The following is a 15064-nucleotide window of genomic DNA, read 5'->3' as shown; positions in this document are numbered from 1 at the left end:
TTCTGACCGGCCAGTGGTCCTGAACGGTGCGTCTATGGATGCAATGGCGCGTGCGGCTCGCCGGTCAGGCCGTCATGGAGCCAGGCGCGAGCAGTGATACCGAGTACGAACAGCAGCGCACCCGTGAACAACGCATACACGCCGATCAGCCAGACGAGCGCTAGTGCGCCGGCGCCCGGAAAGAGCAGCACGAAGATGCCAAACAGCACGGACAGCACTCCGGTTAGCACCAGCATCCACGCATTGCGCAGGCGCCTTAGCAGCCGCGTTGCTGCGATCAGATCGAATACGCCGGTGATAATCGCGTTTGCGCCGATGACGGCGACCAGTACGAGCGTGGTAATGCCCGGCACTAACGCGGCGATCACACCGGCGCCGATGCTGCAGATGCCGAACAGCAATGGCACCCACCAGCCGCCGTGCGTCGCGCGGTAGCGGATGGCCGCGAGAATCGCAACGATGCCGCCGGCGATTGCGTAGGCGCTAAAGAGGGTGATAAGCAGTAGCAGAGTGAGACCGGGCAAGAATAGCGCCAGAATGCCGAACAGCAGCGCTACCGTGCCACGCAGAATGAGCATCCACCAAGCGCGTCCAAGCAGTTCATCCATATGGGACTCCAGGCTGTACCGTCAGGTGACGAAGTTCAGTCTAGGCTCCGCGCATCTGCGATTCTTTCGCGTTTCTGCCATGCGTTTCGCAATTCTGCGTTCATTCATGACGCGTGCTGAATGACATCCAGATTGGCATCCCAGACGCACCAAAATAACCTGATCTATCACCGCATTTTTACAGCAGCTCGCCGTGAGGCGTCCTAACATGAACTTACGCCGCGCACGGTCCGGCAATAGCGTGAGCATTGCTGGCCCCGTGTCGCACCATCGACACCACAATGAAAGGAATCTCATGAAAACGAATCTGCTTGCATGGCTGCTTGTGTCGTCGCTCGGACTCCCACTGGCCGCGCAAGCCCAGGTGGCCGGCGCCCAGCCGCTTGGTATCAGCGTGGAAGAGTCGGCCGCGATCGTCGCAGGCTGGAGCGTGAGAAAGTCGGTCATGGACAAGCCGGTCTTCAACGAAAAGGGTGAGCGTGTCGGCGTCATTCATGACATTATCGTGGCACCCGACCGGTCGGTATCGTTTGCAATCGTCGCCGCAAACCAGTTTCTGGGGGTGTCGCATCACGATGTGGCCATTCCGATCGAGCAGCTCGATTTCGTCGGTGGCAAACTGGTGCTCGCTGGTGCGACGAAAGATGCGATCAAGGCGCTGCCCGAGTTTCAATACGCAAAGGTACGCGCGACACCTAAACCGAGGTCCGACTACAGCGAGCATCACTGACATATGTCTCGCACCGATCCCGATCGATGCATTTGAAGCGCGGCACACTCGATCCATGGGCAGCGCGCCGGTCAGTGCGCCGCCGCGTGACTATTCGTCGTGCCGGATGATCGCCGCCTGCTCTTCAGGGGACTTTCTTAACCAGCGCCGATGCAAACCACGTTCAATGCTGCCGCCCACCGAGAGCAGCAGCAGGAGCAGGACGGTGGCAATGCCCGCAATCTGCCATGCGCCGATGCCGCACACAATGCCGAGCGCGGCCGTGACCCAGATCGAGGCCGCCGTCGTCAAGCCGCTGATCCTTCCGGTGGCGCGGTCTTGAAGGATCACCCCGGCGCCGAGAAAGCCGATGCCCGTAATGACGCCTTGAATCGCACGGCCGGCGTCGCTGCCATCGGTGGAACGGTTTAGTTCGAAGGACATGCCGGCCATCGTGACGAGACAGGAGCCGAGTGCAACGAGGCCTAACGTCTTGACGCCGGTTGGCTTGCCATGCAGGTTTCGATCCAGCCCGACAATACAACCCACCAGCACTGCCGCGACCATGCGCAAGATCGCCTCAAGCAATTGCACGTATGAAATCATCGGCACCCCCGCTAAGGTTTCCTGGTAACGTCGCGCTCGGCGAGCACCTGGCTGCTCACTACAGTCTAGCGTCGAGGCGAGCAAACTGCTTGAGCGTCATACGCGGCTCAGGCGACCCGTCCGCCTGAAAACCGCAGTTATCCTCTCGCGATCGCAGCGATCGGTCGCCGTTGCAGCGGCGCAGATACGGTGATGCGCGCGCAGATGTAGCGCAGCAACTTGCGTCAGCGCCGGAGCTTCGGGAACCTGACCGCGTTCGAACGCCATGCAATACCCGGCGTAAGCGACAGCTTGCAGAATGCCTTCAGGAGTGGTGGATTACTTTGAATCCCAGCTAACAGCGTGTCGAGCGTCGTTCCGAGGTGCTCAGCAATATAGGTCGGCAGCATCTCCATCGACGAAGTCGGGTTGCTTCGGCCCATATTACGAATCTGCCTTAAGCAGCCTTGAATTCGATGTAACCTTAGATGTGCAACGAGTCGAGGACTTCTGCTTATCATGAAGCAAGAAATAGGGTCGACCCAGAATCACGCGTTGCGCTGCCAACCGATGAATGTCGCTTTCATCGATGGCGGGCTGAATTCGGTGCAGGGACTTCGCCTGGTTATACCGACAGGCAGCACCGTTGCGCAGACTGCGGGCGGCGACGGTCCCGGAATGGGTCATTCCATCCTGATCAGTGCACCATTTGTCGCAGTTATTCCGGTGGGGGCGCAGTTGGCCAGGGTCGCTGACAACGGTCCCGGTGGATGGGTTATCGCGCTCAAACCGGGCGTACTTGGGCAAGTCTCGCAAGTAGCGTTTGACGCGGTCCCGAAATGGTTCAGGTTTTGGGATCCGTTCCTGCGCGAGGCCGCGGACACATTGGCAGCTTTGCATCATGCGGATCTCATCGACGCTGCCTGCGCCGACGCTTTTGCAGATGTCATGTCGGTGCACATCGCTCTCCGCTACGGGCACTGTGCTGGTGCAGCCGAGCCGGACATGCCTCTTACGCGTCAAATGCTGACTCGCATTGAAGCCTTCGTTCATGAGCACATAGCCGAAACCATTCTGGTCGAGCAACTCGCAGTGCTGGCGCACATGAGTGCATCAAGCTTTGCTCGCGGTTTCAAAACGGCGACAGGTAACCCGCCCCATCTGTACGTGACACTCGAGCGGGTGAAATTTGCCAGGACGATGTTGTGCGAGGAGACCTTTCCTCTGGTTGACGTTGGCGCGCGCGCGGGGTTTCAGACTCAGCAGCATTTCACCGAAGTGTTTCATCGATACACCGGTGTGACGCCGCGCGCATTCCGACTTACCCACCGGAACGCCGGTAGCTGATTCATTTAAACTGCGCGCGCTGATCGACTTCCTGAAAGAGAAGCGCGGCGCTCGCTAGCGTACATGCTTCCTTCTTTCATACTACGAGGTGCTGCCGCAGATACTCGGCGGTGCGGCTTTCCTTCGCGCGCATGACCTGGGCCGGTGTGCCGCTCGCGACGATCTTGCCGCCGGCGTCGCCGGCGCCCGGGCCGACATCGACAACCCAGTCGCTTTGTGCGGCCACCCGCATGTCGTGCTCCACCACGACGACGGTGTTGCCGGCATCCACGAGTCCCTGGAGTTGCACCATCAACCGGTCGACGTCGGCGGGATGCAGGCCGGTGGTCGGTTCGTCGAGGATATACAGCGTGTCGCCGCGTTGCGCGCGTTGCAGTTCCGTGGCGAGCTTGATGCGCTGAGCTTCGCCACCGGACAATTCGGTGGCGGGCTGACCAAGCCGCAGATAACCGAGGCCGATGTCACGCAGCACTTTCAGTGCGCGCATCACGCTGGCTTCGTCAGCGAAGAAATCGCAGGCGGCGTCGACGGTCAAACCGAGCACCTCGGCGATGTTCTTATCGCGCCACGTGACTTCAAGCGTCTGCGTGTTGTAGCGCGTGCCGTGACAGGTCGAGCAGGGCGCATAGACGCTTGGCAGGAACAGTAGTTCGACGCTGACGAAGCCTTCGCCTTCACACGTCGGGCAACGGCCTTGCGCTACGTTGAACGAGAAGCGGCCCGCGCCGTAGCGACGCTTGCGAGCCAGCGGCGTGTCGGCGAACAGCTTGCGCACGTGGTCGAAGAGGCCGGTGTAGGTGGCGAGATTGGAACGCGGCGTGCGGCCGATCGGTTTCTGATCGACGCGCACGAGGCGGCGCAGCGCGTCCATGCCTTCGGCAATGCGGCCGCCGGTCGGCGCGCTCGCGGCCGCGAGCAACGGGTCCTGCTCGTCGTCGTCCGGGTTTTCAAAGACACGTCCAAGGTGGCTGGCGACCAGTTCCGGCAACGCCTGGCTCACGAGGCTCGATTTGCCCGAGCCCGACACGCCCGTGACGGCAGTCAGGCAGCCAAGCGGAAACGCGGCGTCCAGCCCATGCAGATTGTTGCGCGTGATGCCGGCGAGCCGCAGCCAGCCGGCCGGTTCGCGCGTCGCACGTGCGACGGGCGCGGGCGGCGCAAACAGATACCGTCGCGTATGCGACGCTTCGACATTCGCGAGGCCGGCGGGCGGCCCACTATAGACCACATGGCCGCCGGCTTCGCCGGCCGCAGGACCGACATCGACGAGCCAGTCGGCACGCTGCATCATCTGCAGATCGTGTTCGACGACAAACAGCGAATTGCCCGCGGCCTTCAGGCTCTGCAGCGCGCTGAAGAGCGCTTCGCCATCCGCGGGATGCAGGCCGGCCGATGGCTCGTCGAGTACATACACGACGCCGAACAACTGCGACGACAACTGCGTGGCGAGTCGCAAGCGCTGCAGTTCGCCGGATGACAGCGTCGGCGTACTGCGCTCCAGCGCGAGATAGCCCAGACCTAGATCGACCAGAGTCGTCAGGCGTTCGAGCAACTCGGCTGCAATGCGTTGCGCGGCGACGCGTTTTTCCTCGGACAGGTTGGGTGTGCGCCGCACGTCGGGCGAGGCTTTATGCGCGGAACCGCCTGCGGCGATCCGCTTATCGACGGCATCGCGCATGGCGCTCCTGCTGAGCACGCTGCCTTTGCCGGCGTCTTTCCCCGAATGCGCGGCATCCGGCTCGGGCCATTCGCCGCGCGCGATCGGTTCGAGCATCTCGGCAAGTCTGGCTAACGGCAACTGAGCGAATGCGCCGATATCGAGCCCGGCGAATTTCACCGACAGCGCTTCCTTCTTGAGCCGCTTGCCATGACAGGTCGGACAGACGCTGCCAATCATGAATTGCGACACGCGCTTTTTCATCAGCGCGCTTTGCGTGTTCGCGAACGTGTGCAGCACATAGCGGCGTGCACCGGTGAATGTCCCTTGATAGCTTGGTTCGTCCTTGCGCTTGAGCGCGGCACGCGTTTCTTTCGGCGTGAGTCCGGCGTAGACAGGCACGGTCGGCTGTTCGTCGGTGAAGAGAATCCAGTCACGGTCTTTCTTCGGTAAATCGCGCCACGGTTTATCGACGTCGTAGCCAAGGGTCACCAGAATGTCGCGCAGGTTTTGTCCGTGCCACGCGGGCGGCCATGCAGCGATTGCGCGCTCGCGAATGGTCAGCGAATCGTCGGGCACCATCGATTTTTCCGTGACCTCGTACACGCGGCCAAGTCCATGGCAAGTCGGACAGGCGCCTTGCACCGTGTTCGGCGAGAAATCCTCGGCGAACAGCATGGGCTGCTTCGGCGGGTAGTCGCCCGTGCGCGAATAGAGCATGCGCACGAGACTCGACAGCGTGGTCACGCTGCCAACCGACGAGCGCGCGCTCGGCGTGCCGCGCTGCTGTTGCAACGCGACCGCGGGCGGCAGGCCTTCGATGGCGTCCACTTCGGGCACGCCGACCTGCTCGATCAGGCGCCGGGCATACGGCGCGACCGATTCGAAATAGCGCCGCTGCGCTTCGGCGTACAACGTGCCGAATGCCAGCGACGATTTGCCCGATCCGGACACGCCGGTGAAGACGACCAGCGCATCACGCGGAATCTGCACATCGATGTTTTTCAGATTGTGCTCGCGAGCGCCGCGCACTCGCACGAAGCCGGTGAACGCGGATTCCTCGGACGGCGGCGTCGAGCGGGCTTTGTTGTGGATGGCGTCCATATCGATGAGTGGCGAATAAGCATGGCCCTGCGGGCCAACGCTAGCGAAGCTGCACGGAGCATGCCCGACGGTTATTTGGCGATGATGCCAGTGAAGGCAGGGCGCACCCACCCCCGTCAATCCAGAAATGACAGCCTATCACTGAAGCGCCGATCCGAGCGCAGAGTGCGGTGGCTAACTCGACCAGCGCCCGAACAAACGATTTATCGATCTTAAGTGTGTCGATGGGCAGTCGGACAAGATAGCTGGGACTGGAGTATCCAGAGCCGAAGTCTTCCAGCGATGTGAATATGCCGGCTTGCACCGACGCACGTTTCCGGCGCCACGGTTCGCGCGGCATTGCCTACTGCCCCACTGTTTCCAATTGCTCCGGCACGCCCGCATTCAAGCAGATGTGTTTCAGTTCGGTGAAGTCCGCCAGTGCATCGTACCCGTGCAAACGGCCGAGGCCACTCTGCCGATACCCGCCTGTTTCCGCCTCGGCGAATAACCGGTTGTGGTCGTTGATCCACACCGTGCCGTTGCGCAGTGCCCGGGCGATCCGATAGGCACGCGCGACGTCGTGAGTCCACACGCTCGCGGAGAGACCGAACACCGTATCGTTGGCCTTGCTGAGCGCCTCGGCCTCGTCCTCGAAGGTCTCCAGCGTGACGAACGGCCCGAAGATCTCCTCCTGACAGAAAAACGCTTTCGGATCGCCATGCTCGACCAACGTTGGCGCCAGGAACGCGTTGCCGCGGCTCGCACCGCGTAGCAGCACACGGTCCGCGCTGTCGCACGCCCGCTCGATCGTCGCATTGACCGCATCGCGTGTGCGATGGTCGATCAGTGCGCCGATATCGGTCGCCGCGTCGCTTCCCGGACCGACCTTCAGCGCGGCGAGCGCGGCGGCCAATTGCTCGCGCATCTGCTGCGCTTTCGAGGCATGCACGAGCACGCGGCGCGCGGCCGTGCATTGCTGACCGGAGATGATCGTCGCCGCGCGCGCGAGACGCGGCGCGATTGCGGCGACATCGGCATCATTGAACACCACGCAGCATGATTTGCCGCCCAGTTCGAGCGAGAGCTTTTTCATGCTGTCGGCGGCCGCGGCCATGATCCGCTTGCCGGTGGCCGTCGACCCCGTGAAGCTCACTACGTCGACATCATGCGATTCGACGAGCCGCTCGGCAGCCGCATGCCCGGTCTCGTTCACTACATTGACCGCCCCCTTCGGCAGCGCGGTGTCGTCGAGGCAACGCATCATCGCCGCGTTCAGCAGGCTCGTCTGCGCCGCCGGCTTGACGACGCTCGTGCAGCCGGCCGCCAGGGCCGGCGCGAGCGAGCGCACCAGCAGCACCGCGGGCGCGTTCCACGGCACGATGATCGCGGCGACGCCGGCAGCTTCGCGCAGCAGCGTGGAGATCGTGCCCGGTTCCGGCTCCAGCACGTGGCCGGGCAAATGGCGCGCAAGCCCGGCGTAATAGCGAACCTCCGAGATCGCCGCGGCGATTTCGCCGCGCGCCTGCGCGATCGCTTTGCCGTTCTCGCGCGCCATCAGCGTCGCCAGTTCGTCCCGCTTTGCATCCAGCGCCGTGGCCCAGTCAAGCAGCACGTTCTGCCGCAGCCGCGCGTCCTGTGCCCACGTGGTGCGATCGAACACAGCGCGCGCGGCGGCAATCGGCGCATCCGCCTCTGCCGCGCCTCCGTCGGCATACAGTCCGATCGGCTCGCCGGTGGCCGGGTCGATCGCCGGCCGCGTCGGCGTGCCGGTCCACATGCCGGCGATCCAGTGTTGTGCGTTCATCAAATTTTCCTGGTCGGGGTAGGGGTGTCCTTCGTCGCATCCAACGGCGCGGTGTTCAGCACCTGGCGCAGTTCGTCGGCGATGATCGAGATCAGCGCGTCCGCCGCAGCGCTCAGCGGCCGGCGCGGATGCGTGATGCAGACGATGTGTCGCACGATGCGTGGCGCCAGAATCGGATACGCGCGCAACGTGCCCGCTCGGACTGCGCGCTCGACCACGATACGCGGCAGGATGGTCGCGAAGCGAGTATTGCCGACCAATTGCACGATGCTGCTGAGCACATCGATTTCGAAGCGCGGCGTCAGGAGCACGTCCTCGTGCTGCGCGGCGGTATCGAGCACGCCGCGCAGGCCGTGCCGCTTGGTCGGCAGCACCAGTTCGAGTTCGGGCAGCTTGGCCAGCTCGATCGCGTGCGGCAGGTCGGGGCCGTGTGCCGCACTGGTGGCGAGCACCATTTCTTCGTCGAGGATCGCGTGCGCATCGAGCGAGAGCTTGCCGCGCGGTTTGTTGATGAGCGCCGCATCGAGCTGGCCGCCGGCGACCCAGTCGATGAAGGTCGCGCTGTAGCCGTCGGAGACGGTGACTTCGACGTACGGATATTTCTCGTGATAGCGCGACAGTGAATCGGCCAACACGCTTTCGCTAATCGACGCAATCAACCCGATCGACACACGCCCGGTGATGATCTCGTCGCGCTGGATGAGCTGCTGCCGCGCGTGCGCAAGGTCGCGCATGATCGGCAGGAAGAGCCGGTACATGAGCCGCCCGGCGGCGGTCGGCGTCATCCCGTGCGAGCCGCGCTCGAACAGTTGCTGATGCAGCTCTTCCTCGAGCTTCGCGATCTGCATGCTGAGCGCCGGTTGCACGATATTCAGACGCTTGGCAGCGCGGGTAACCGAGCCGTCTTCGAACAGCGCGATGAAATATTGAATCTGCTTCAGGTCCATGGGTGTGTTTGCTCAGGCTTCCACGTTTTCAATATTTTTGATGTTGACGGTCGCTGTTATCAACTCCCGTGGAGTGGCGGTACTGCTACTTCGCATGGGGCAGGTTTGTCGATCTGTCACTAAAAGCCCGTCGTAGTAAGCGTATTGGCGGTCGTTGCTATTAGTACTCAGGAGGCTGCCCGACGTCATCAGGGGTAACACTGATATCAGAGTAAGTGATGCAATAAATCAAAAAACACTATTAGAACTTATACGTCGTTCTCGCTACGCTCCATCCAAATCCACTGTGCGCTTGTTACACAAAACAACGGGCGCACATTGACACGACACATGGAGACCCAGATGAGCTCTCGCGGTACCGCTTTCCTCGAAACGACGGTTTCTCCGAGTGAGGGAGAGCGTCCCACCCGCTCGCTGCGAAGCTGGCTCGAGCACCTGTCGGCGAGCGGGCGGCTGGCCACCATCGAAAACCCCGTCGCGCTCGAGCACGAACTCGCTGCGATTGCGAAAAAGCTCGACGGCTCGCGCGCCGCAGTGTTCGTGCAGCCTGGCGGCCACGCGATTCCGGTGGTCAGCGGTTTCATGTCGAGGCGCGCATGGATCGCCGAAGCGATGGGCGTGAGTGAGGACCAGCTGCTGCATCGCTTTCGCGAAGCCGCCGAGCATCCGCTCGCGTGGCAGGAGGTCCCGGCGAATACCGCGCTGTGCCAGCAGGTCATCCATACGAAAGGGATCGATCTACACAAGCTGCTGCCCATTCCGACACATAGCGAACACGATAGTGGCCCGTACATCACCGCCGGTCTCGTGATCGCGCGCAATCCGCGCACCGGCATCCAGAATGTATCGATCAACCGGATCCAGGTGCATGGACCGGACCGCATGGCGATCCTCCTGCTGCCGCGCCATCTGTACGCCTTTCAGCGAACCGCGGAAGCCGCCGGAGAGCCACTCGAGCTCGCCGTGGTGATTGGCGTGGATCCACTGACGATGCTCGCCTCGCAGGCGATCACGCCCATCGATCACGACGAATTGGAGATCGCAGGCGCACTGCACGGGGCGCCGCTGCCGGTCGTGAAGTGCGTGAGCAACGGCGTGAAGGTACCGGCGTTCGCGGAGATCGTGATCGAAGGGCGCATCCTGCCGAACGTGCGCGAGCAGGAAGGCCCGTTCGGCGAGTTTCCAAAGTATTACAGCTCGCGAGAGGCGCGTGAGGTGATCGAGGTCACGGCGCTCACGCATCGCGTAAAGCCGATTTATCACACGATTGTGCCGGCCGAAATGGAACATCTGCTGCTTGGCGCGATTCCACGTGAGGCGACGCTGCTTGCGCATCTGCAGCGCAGCCATCCGAACGTGAAAGACGTGCACCTGTCAGTTGGCGGCGTGTGTCGTTATCACCTGTGGATCCAGTTCGATAAGAAGCGCGAAGGCGAAGCGAAAAATGTGATCCTGTGTGCGTTCGGCGCCCACTACGACATCAAACAGGTGGTGGTGGTGGATACCGACGTGGATGTGCACGACCCCGCTGAAATCGAATGGGCCATCGCCACGCGCTTCCAGGCCGATCGTGATCTGATCGTGATCGAAGGCGCGCAGGGCTCGCCGCTCGATCCGTCGACCACCGTGGGCCAGCCGGATGACGCCCCGGCGCATCTGCAGGGCATCAGCGCGAAGATGGGGCTCGACGCCACGCGGCCGGTGGTTTATGCGGCGCACGTGTTCACGCGCGTGCGCATTCCCGGGCAGGACTCGGTGGACCTGGACGCGCTCGTCGCCGGCGACAACGCCGCGTTCGATACCTATCTCGGTGACGTTCATGCCTGACAACAAGCGTGAGCGGATTGTCGTGGGCATTTCGGGCGCGAGCGGCGCGGTGATCGGCGTGCGCCTGCTTGCCGCGCTACGCCGCCTCGGCACGCATGAGACGCATCTGATCGTGTCGGCCTCGGGCGCAGTGACGGCGGCTCAGGAACTGGGCATGGCGCGTGGCGATCTGGAGAGCCTCGCCGACGTGGTCTACAACGTGCGCGATATCGGCGCGGCAGTCGCGAGCGGTTCGTTCATCACCGCGGGCATGGTTATCGCGCCGTGCTCGATGAAAACGCTTGCGGGCGTGGCCAATGGCTTCGCCGACAACCTGCTCACGCGGGCCGCCGATGTCATGCTCAAGGAGCGTCGCCGACTGGTGCTGGTCGCACGGGAAACACCGCTCAATCTCGCGCACTTGCGCAACATGACGCTCGCCACCGAGATGGGCGCGATCGTGATGCCGCCGGTGCCCGCGTTCTACGCTCATCCGAAGACCATCGAGGACGTGGTCGATCACACGGTCGGCCGGATTCTGGATCTGTTCGGCATCGAGCACCGCGAAATCGCCCAGCGCTGGAGCGGACTCGCCGATGAGTTCGCGGGCCGCCGTGAGGGAGCCGACGAATGAACCAGCGCGACATGATCAATTCAGGCAATGCTGCGACGGTGGAGGTTGAACCAACCCACGACGAAGGCGTAAAGCGTCCACAGACCTATCTTGGCCGCCCGATGGAGCGTCTCGAAGACCCGGCGATCCTGACTGGCCGTGGCCGCTATGGCGACGATCTCGGGACCAAACCCGGCACCCTGCATGCGGCGATTCTGCGCTCACCGCATGCACATGCAGAACTCATTGCTATCAATACCGACGCCGCGTCGAAACTGCCCGGTGTGCGCGCGATCCTGACGCGCGAGGACCTGCGTGCCTGGTCGCGGCCCTTCGTGGTCGGGGTGAAATCGCCGATGGAGCAGTGGGCGCTCGCCATGGACCGCGTGCGCTATGTCGGCGAACCTGTCGCGGTGGTGCTGGCGGAATCGCGGGCCATCGCCGAAGACGGGCTCGATCTTCTCAAGGTCGAATATTCCACGCTCGATCCGGTCACGACGATCGAACAGGCGGCGAGCGAGGAATCAACGGTTTTGCATGAAAAGGTCGGTACCAATGTGATCAGCGACCGCCGTTTCCGCTATGGCGATCCCGAAGCTGCGTTCGAGAAAGCGCCACATCGCGTGAAACTGGTCGCGCATTATCCGCGCAATACCTGTGCGCCGATCGAATGCGGCGTGGTGATCGCCGAATATCTGGCGGGCGACGAAGGCTATGACGTTACGTCGAATTTTATGGGCCCGTTCTCGCTGCACGCGGTGATGGCGATGGCGCTGAACGTGCCGGCCAATCGTCTGCGTCACAAGGCGCCGCGCGATTCGGGCGGTAGTTTCGGCGTGAAGCAGGCGGTGTTTCCCTATGTCGTGCTGATGTGCCTCGCCTCTCGCAAGGCTGGCGCGCCGGTGAAGTGGGTCGAGGACCGGCTCGAACATCTGAGCGCGGCGACCTCCGCAACGGCACGCCTGTCGACGCTCGAGGCGGCTGTCGAAAGCGACGGCCGTATTACGGCGCTCTCATACGATCAACTTGAAGATTGCGGGGGCTATCTGCGCGCACCGGAACCGGCGACGTTCTACCGGATGCATGGCTGCCTGACCGGCGCGTATGCCATCGACAATCTGCTGGTGCGCAATCGCGTCGTGCTGACCAACAAGACGCCCACGGGTCTCGTGCGCGGCTTCGGCGGCCCGCAGGTTTACTTCGCGCTCGAACGGCTGATACAACACATCGCGCTTGAGTTAAAGCTGGATGTGCTCGACGTGTATCGCCGCAATTTCGTCGCCGCCGATGCCTTCCCGTATCGCGCCGCAGCGGGCGCCTTGCTCGACTCGGGCAACTATCAGGAGGCGCTGCGCCGCGCGCTGGCCGAAGGCGGCTATGACGAACTGCGTGCGCGCCGCGAGGCGGCGCGCAAGGAAGGGCGGCTGTACGGCATCGGCTTCGCGGCGATCGTCGAGCCGTCGGTGTCGAACATGGGCTATATCACGACGGTGATGCCCGCCGACGCGCGCAGAAAGGCCGGGCCGAAGAGCGGCGCGATCGCGAGCGCCACGGTCAGCGTCGATCTGCTAGGCGGCGTGGTGGTGACGATCGCGTCGACGCCCGCGGGCCAAGGGCATATGACGGTGTGCGCGCAGGTGGTCGCGGATGTACTCGGCGTCTCGCCTCAAGACATCGTCGTCAATGTCGAGTTCGATACGCATAAGGACGCGTGGTCGGTGGCGGCGGGCAATTACTCGAGCCGCTTTGCCGGCGCGGTGGCGGGCACGGTACATCTGGCGGCTGTGCGCGTACGCGACAAGGTCGCGCGCATCGTGTCGAAGCAGTTGGGTTGCGCGCCGGAAGATGTGCGTTTTGAAGGCGGCCGCATTTACGCGGCGGGTGCAGAGGATCGCGCGCAGCCGTTCGGCCGCGTCGCCGCCAATGCGCCGCATTGGGCGCCCGCGCTCTTGCCTGAAGGCGAGGAGCCCGGTCTGCGTGAGACCGTGTTCTGGAATCCGCCGAACATGGCGGCACCGGATGAGAACGATCGCATTAATACGTCGGCGGCTTACGGGTTTGCCTTTGACATGTGCGGAGTGGAAGTGGACCGCGCGACGGGCCGCGTGCGGATCGATCGATATGTCACCGCGCACGATGCCGGCACACTGCTGAACCCCGCGCTCGCCGATGGCCAGATTCGCGGCGCGTTCGCGCAAGGTCTCGGCGCGGCGTTGATGGAGGAATTCCGTTACGGCGCGGATGGCAGCTTCCAGTCGGGCACGCTCGCCGATTATCTGATGCCGACCACCTGCGAAGTACCCGATCCGGTGATCGTGCATCTGGAAACGCCGAGTCCGTTCACGCCGTTGGGCGCGAAAGGACTTGGCGAGGGCAATAACATGAGCACGCCACCGTGCATTGCAAATGCGGTGGCGGACGCGCTCGGCGTCGACGATATCCGTTTGCCGTTGACGCCTTCGAAAGTCATGGCGCTCATCGGTATCGACGACCCCGCGCCGTCGCGTCCCGAATTGCGCGACATGCCACCGGCGAAACCGGCGATGCCCGGCGGCGGCAAGGCGCTGACCGCGCAAGGCAGCGTCGATTTGCCGGCCTCGCCAGAAGCCATTTTCGCCGTGCTGCTCGATCCGGCCGCGCTCGCCAGAGTGATACCGGGTTGCCACGCGCTCGAAGCCGAAGGCACGAACCAGTATCGCGCCGACGTGACGGTCGGCGTGGGCATGATCAAGGCGCGCTTCGAAGCGAAGATCGGGTTGTCGGAAATCGACGCGCCACATCGGCTGCGTTTGGCAGGCGCGGGCATGTCGTCGCTCGGCAGCGCGCGCGGCAGCGGCCTCGTCGAGTTGACGCCGATCGAAAGCGGCACGCGTCTTTCCTATGACTACGAAGCCCAGGTGTCGGGCAAGGTCGCGGCCGTCGGCGGACGAATGCTCGAAGGGGCGGCCAAGGTCGTGTTGCGGCAACTGTTCGAATCGCTTGGACGCCAGGCCGCAGGCAAACCGGTGAAAACAGGAGGCGGGTGGCTATCGCGGTTGCTCGCACGTTTCAGGAGGCAGGCATGAAACCCGCGCCGTTCGATTATCTGCGCGCGATGACCACGCAGGACGCGCTCGACGCACTCGCGCAAAACGGCGAAGACGCCCGCGTGCTGGCCGGGGGCCAGTCGCTGATGGCGGTGCTGAACATGCGGCTCGCGCAGCCGCGCATGCTGGTCGATATCTCGCGCACGGACGAACTGAACGCGGTGCGCACCGATAACGAAGCAGGTCAGCTGATTGTGGGCGCGGCCGCCACGCAGGGCAGCGTCGAATGGCGCGCGTCACTGCGGGATGAAGTGCCCCTGCTGGCGATGGCATTCCCGCACATTTCGCACTTTCAGATTCGCAATCGCGGCACCGTGTGTGGCTCGATTGCACACGCCGATCCGAGCGCGGAATTGCCACTTGTGCTGGCGGCGCTCGGTGGCGACGTGACGCTGCGCTCGAAAAAGAAGAAGCGTGTCCTGAAGGCCGAGGAATTTTTCCAGGGGAGTTGATGACGGCGCGCGAACCGGACGAATTGGTCGAAGCGGTGCGCTTCCCGCTGAAGAAGCCCGGCGAACGCTACGGCTTCACCGAATTCTCTGCGCGTCATGGCGATTTCGCGATGGCCGCGTGCGCGGCGGTGGTGACGAGCGACTCGATCTGCCTCGCGGTGGGCGGCGTCGCGGATCGGCCGGTGGTCGAGAAATGGCCGCGTTTGCACGGCGAAGACCTACGCAGTGCATTGAACGATTTGAGCTGGAAGCTGGGCGCGCAGGACGACGCGCATATTAGCGCGACCTATCGCCGGCATCTGGTGCGGCAACTCGGATGGCGCGTGATCGAGGAGGCAAAGTAAAGTGAGCAACACGTCTGAAG

Annotated in this window: 12 protein-coding genes and 1 pseudogene; 6 read left to right on the top strand and 7 right to left on the bottom strand. The window is 63.3% G+C overall.

What is annotated here, in order from left to right; all coding sequences use genetic code 11:
• Window positions 1–32: 32 nt before the first annotated feature.
• Window positions 33–608 carry an HdeD family acid-resistance protein gene (locus BM438_RS18990; RefSeq protein WP_093636105.1) on the bottom strand — a complete coding sequence of 192 codons (576 nt, stop codon included), beginning with the start codon at window positions 606–608 and terminating at the stop codon, window positions 33–35.
• A 295-nt stretch (window positions 609–903) separates the two neighbouring features.
• On the opposite strand from BM438_RS18990, the gene BM438_RS18985 reads away from it, so the two are divergent.
• The gene (locus BM438_RS18985) at window positions 904–1338 is read left to right on the top strand and encodes a PRC-barrel domain-containing protein (RefSeq protein WP_093636103.1); all 435 of its coding nucleotides are present in this window, start codon (window positions 904–906) and stop codon (window positions 1336–1338) included.
• A gap of 90 nt (window positions 1339–1428) precedes the next feature.
• On the opposite strand, the gene BM438_RS18980 is transcribed toward BM438_RS18985, so the two are convergent.
• Together BM438_RS18980 and BM438_RS18975 are read right to left on the bottom strand one after the other, a co-directional pair.
• Window positions 1429–1923 carry an MgtC/SapB family protein gene (locus BM438_RS18980; protein WP_093636101.1) on the bottom strand — a complete coding sequence of 165 codons (495 nt, stop codon included), beginning with the start codon at window positions 1921–1923 and terminating at the stop codon, window positions 1429–1431.
• Between the two features lie 224 nt (window positions 1924–2147).
• Window positions 2148–2345: a hypothetical protein gene (locus BM438_RS18975; protein ID WP_093636099.1), complete on the bottom strand. Its 198-nt coding sequence runs from the start codon at window positions 2343–2345 to the stop codon at window positions 2148–2150.
• 76 nt (window positions 2346–2421) lie between these two features.
• Here BM438_RS18975 and BM438_RS18970 point away from each other — a divergent pair, with 76 nt between their 5' ends.
• Entirely contained in the window at window positions 2422–3249 is an 828-nt protein-coding gene (locus tag BM438_RS18970) for an AraC family transcriptional regulator (RefSeq protein WP_093636097.1), read from the top strand.
• Window positions 3250–3325: 76 nt separating this feature from the next.
• On the opposite strand, the gene BM438_RS18965 is transcribed toward BM438_RS18970, so the two are convergent.
• From BM438_RS18965 to BM438_RS18950, 4 genes are read right to left on the bottom strand one after another with little or no spacing between them, the layout of a single operon-like run.
• The gene (locus tag BM438_RS18965; RefSeq protein WP_093636095.1) at window positions 3326–6010 is read right to left on the bottom strand and encodes an excinuclease ABC subunit UvrA; all 2685 of its coding nucleotides are present in this window, start codon (window positions 6008–6010) and stop codon (window positions 3326–3328) included.
• Window positions 6011–6050: 40 nt separating this feature from the next.
• A complete protein-coding gene (locus tag BM438_RS47005) occupies window positions 6051–6350 on the bottom strand; it encodes an EAL domain-containing protein (RefSeq protein WP_425270740.1) in 300 nt (99 codons plus the stop codon).
• A 3-nt stretch (window positions 6351–6353) separates the two neighbouring features.
• Window positions 6354–7796, bottom strand: coding sequence for an aldehyde dehydrogenase family protein (locus BM438_RS18955; RefSeq protein WP_093636093.1), 1443 nt, complete (start codon window positions 7794–7796; stop codon window positions 6354–6356).
• The gene (locus tag BM438_RS18950; RefSeq protein ID WP_093636091.1) at window positions 7796–8743 is read right to left on the bottom strand and encodes a LysR family transcriptional regulator; all 948 of its coding nucleotides are present in this window, start codon (window positions 8741–8743) and stop codon (window positions 7796–7798) included. The genes BM438_RS18955 and BM438_RS18950 overlap by 1 nt, the downstream gene beginning before the upstream one ends.
• Window positions 8744–9085: 342 nt before the next feature.
• Between BM438_RS18950 and BM438_RS18945 the strand changes: the two genes are divergently transcribed.
• From BM438_RS18945 to BM438_RS18930, 4 genes and pseudogenes are all read left to right on the top strand, one after another.
• A complete protein-coding gene (locus BM438_RS18945; RefSeq protein ID WP_093636089.1) occupies window positions 9086–10570 on the top strand; it encodes a UbiD family decarboxylase in 1485 nt (494 codons plus the stop codon).
• Window positions 10563–11183: a UbiX family flavin prenyltransferase gene (locus BM438_RS18940; RefSeq protein WP_093636087.1), complete on the top strand. Its 621-nt coding sequence runs from the start codon at window positions 10563–10565 to the stop codon at window positions 11181–11183. Before BM438_RS18945 ends, BM438_RS18940 begins: the two co-directional genes overlap by 8 nt.
• Window positions 11180–14227, top strand: coding sequence for a xanthine dehydrogenase family protein molybdopterin-binding subunit (locus tag BM438_RS18935; RefSeq protein ID WP_093636085.1), 3048 nt, complete (start codon window positions 11180–11182; stop codon window positions 14225–14227). Before BM438_RS18940 ends, BM438_RS18935 begins: the two co-directional genes overlap by 4 nt.
• Window positions 14224–15044, top strand: a pseudogene (locus tag BM438_RS18930) (FAD binding domain-containing protein). Before BM438_RS18935 ends, BM438_RS18930 begins: the two are co-directional and overlap by 4 nt.
• Window positions 15045–15064: the final 20 nt, after the last annotated feature.

The sequence above is a fragment of the Paraburkholderia aspalathi genome (assembly GCF_900116445.1).
In the GTDB taxonomy this organism is placed as follows: domain Bacteria; phylum Pseudomonadota; class Gammaproteobacteria; order Burkholderiales; family Burkholderiaceae; genus Paraburkholderia; species Paraburkholderia aspalathi.
This window is presented reverse-complemented; position numbering and strand designations above follow the sequence as displayed.

Excerpts from the sequence above, each read along its gene's own strand:
- BM438_RS18990 (WP_093636105.1), bottom strand. The coding sequence starts at position 608 with ATGGATGAACTGCTTGGACGCGCTTGGTGGATGCTCATTCTGCGTGGC.
- BM438_RS18985 (WP_093636103.1), top strand. The coding sequence starts at position 904 with ATGAAAACGAATCTGCTTGCATGGCTGCTTGTGTCGTCGCTCGGACTC.
- BM438_RS18980 (WP_093636101.1), bottom strand. The coding sequence starts at position 1,923 with ATGATTTCATACGTGCAATTGCTTGAGGCGATCTTGCGCATGGTCGCG.
- BM438_RS18975 (WP_093636099.1), bottom strand. The coding sequence starts at position 2,345 with ATGGGCCGAAGCAACCCGACTTCGTCGATGGAGATGCTGCCGACCTAT.
- BM438_RS18970 (WP_093636097.1), top strand. The coding sequence starts at position 2,422 with ATGAAGCAAGAAATAGGGTCGACCCAGAATCACGCGTTGCGCTGCCAA.
- BM438_RS18965 (WP_093636095.1), bottom strand. The coding sequence starts at position 6,010 with ATGGACGCCATCCACAACAAAGCCCGCTCGACGCCGCCGTCCGAGGAA.
- BM438_RS47005 (WP_425270740.1), bottom strand. The coding sequence starts at position 6,350 with ATGCCGCGCGAACCGTGGCGCCGGAAACGTGCGTCGGTGCAAGCCGGC.
- BM438_RS18955 (WP_093636093.1), bottom strand. The coding sequence starts at position 7,796 with ATGAACGCACAACACTGGATCGCCGGCATGTGGACCGGCACGCCGACG.
- BM438_RS18950 (WP_093636091.1), bottom strand. The coding sequence starts at position 8,743 with ATGGACCTGAAGCAGATTCAATATTTCATCGCGCTGTTCGAAGACGGC.
- BM438_RS18945 (WP_093636089.1), top strand. The coding sequence starts at position 9,086 with ATGAGCTCTCGCGGTACCGCTTTCCTCGAAACGACGGTTTCTCCGAGT.
- BM438_RS18940 (WP_093636087.1), top strand. The coding sequence starts at position 10,563 with ATGCCTGACAACAAGCGTGAGCGGATTGTCGTGGGCATTTCGGGCGCG.
- BM438_RS18935 (WP_093636085.1), top strand. The coding sequence starts at position 11,180 with ATGAACCAGCGCGACATGATCAATTCAGGCAATGCTGCGACGGTGGAG.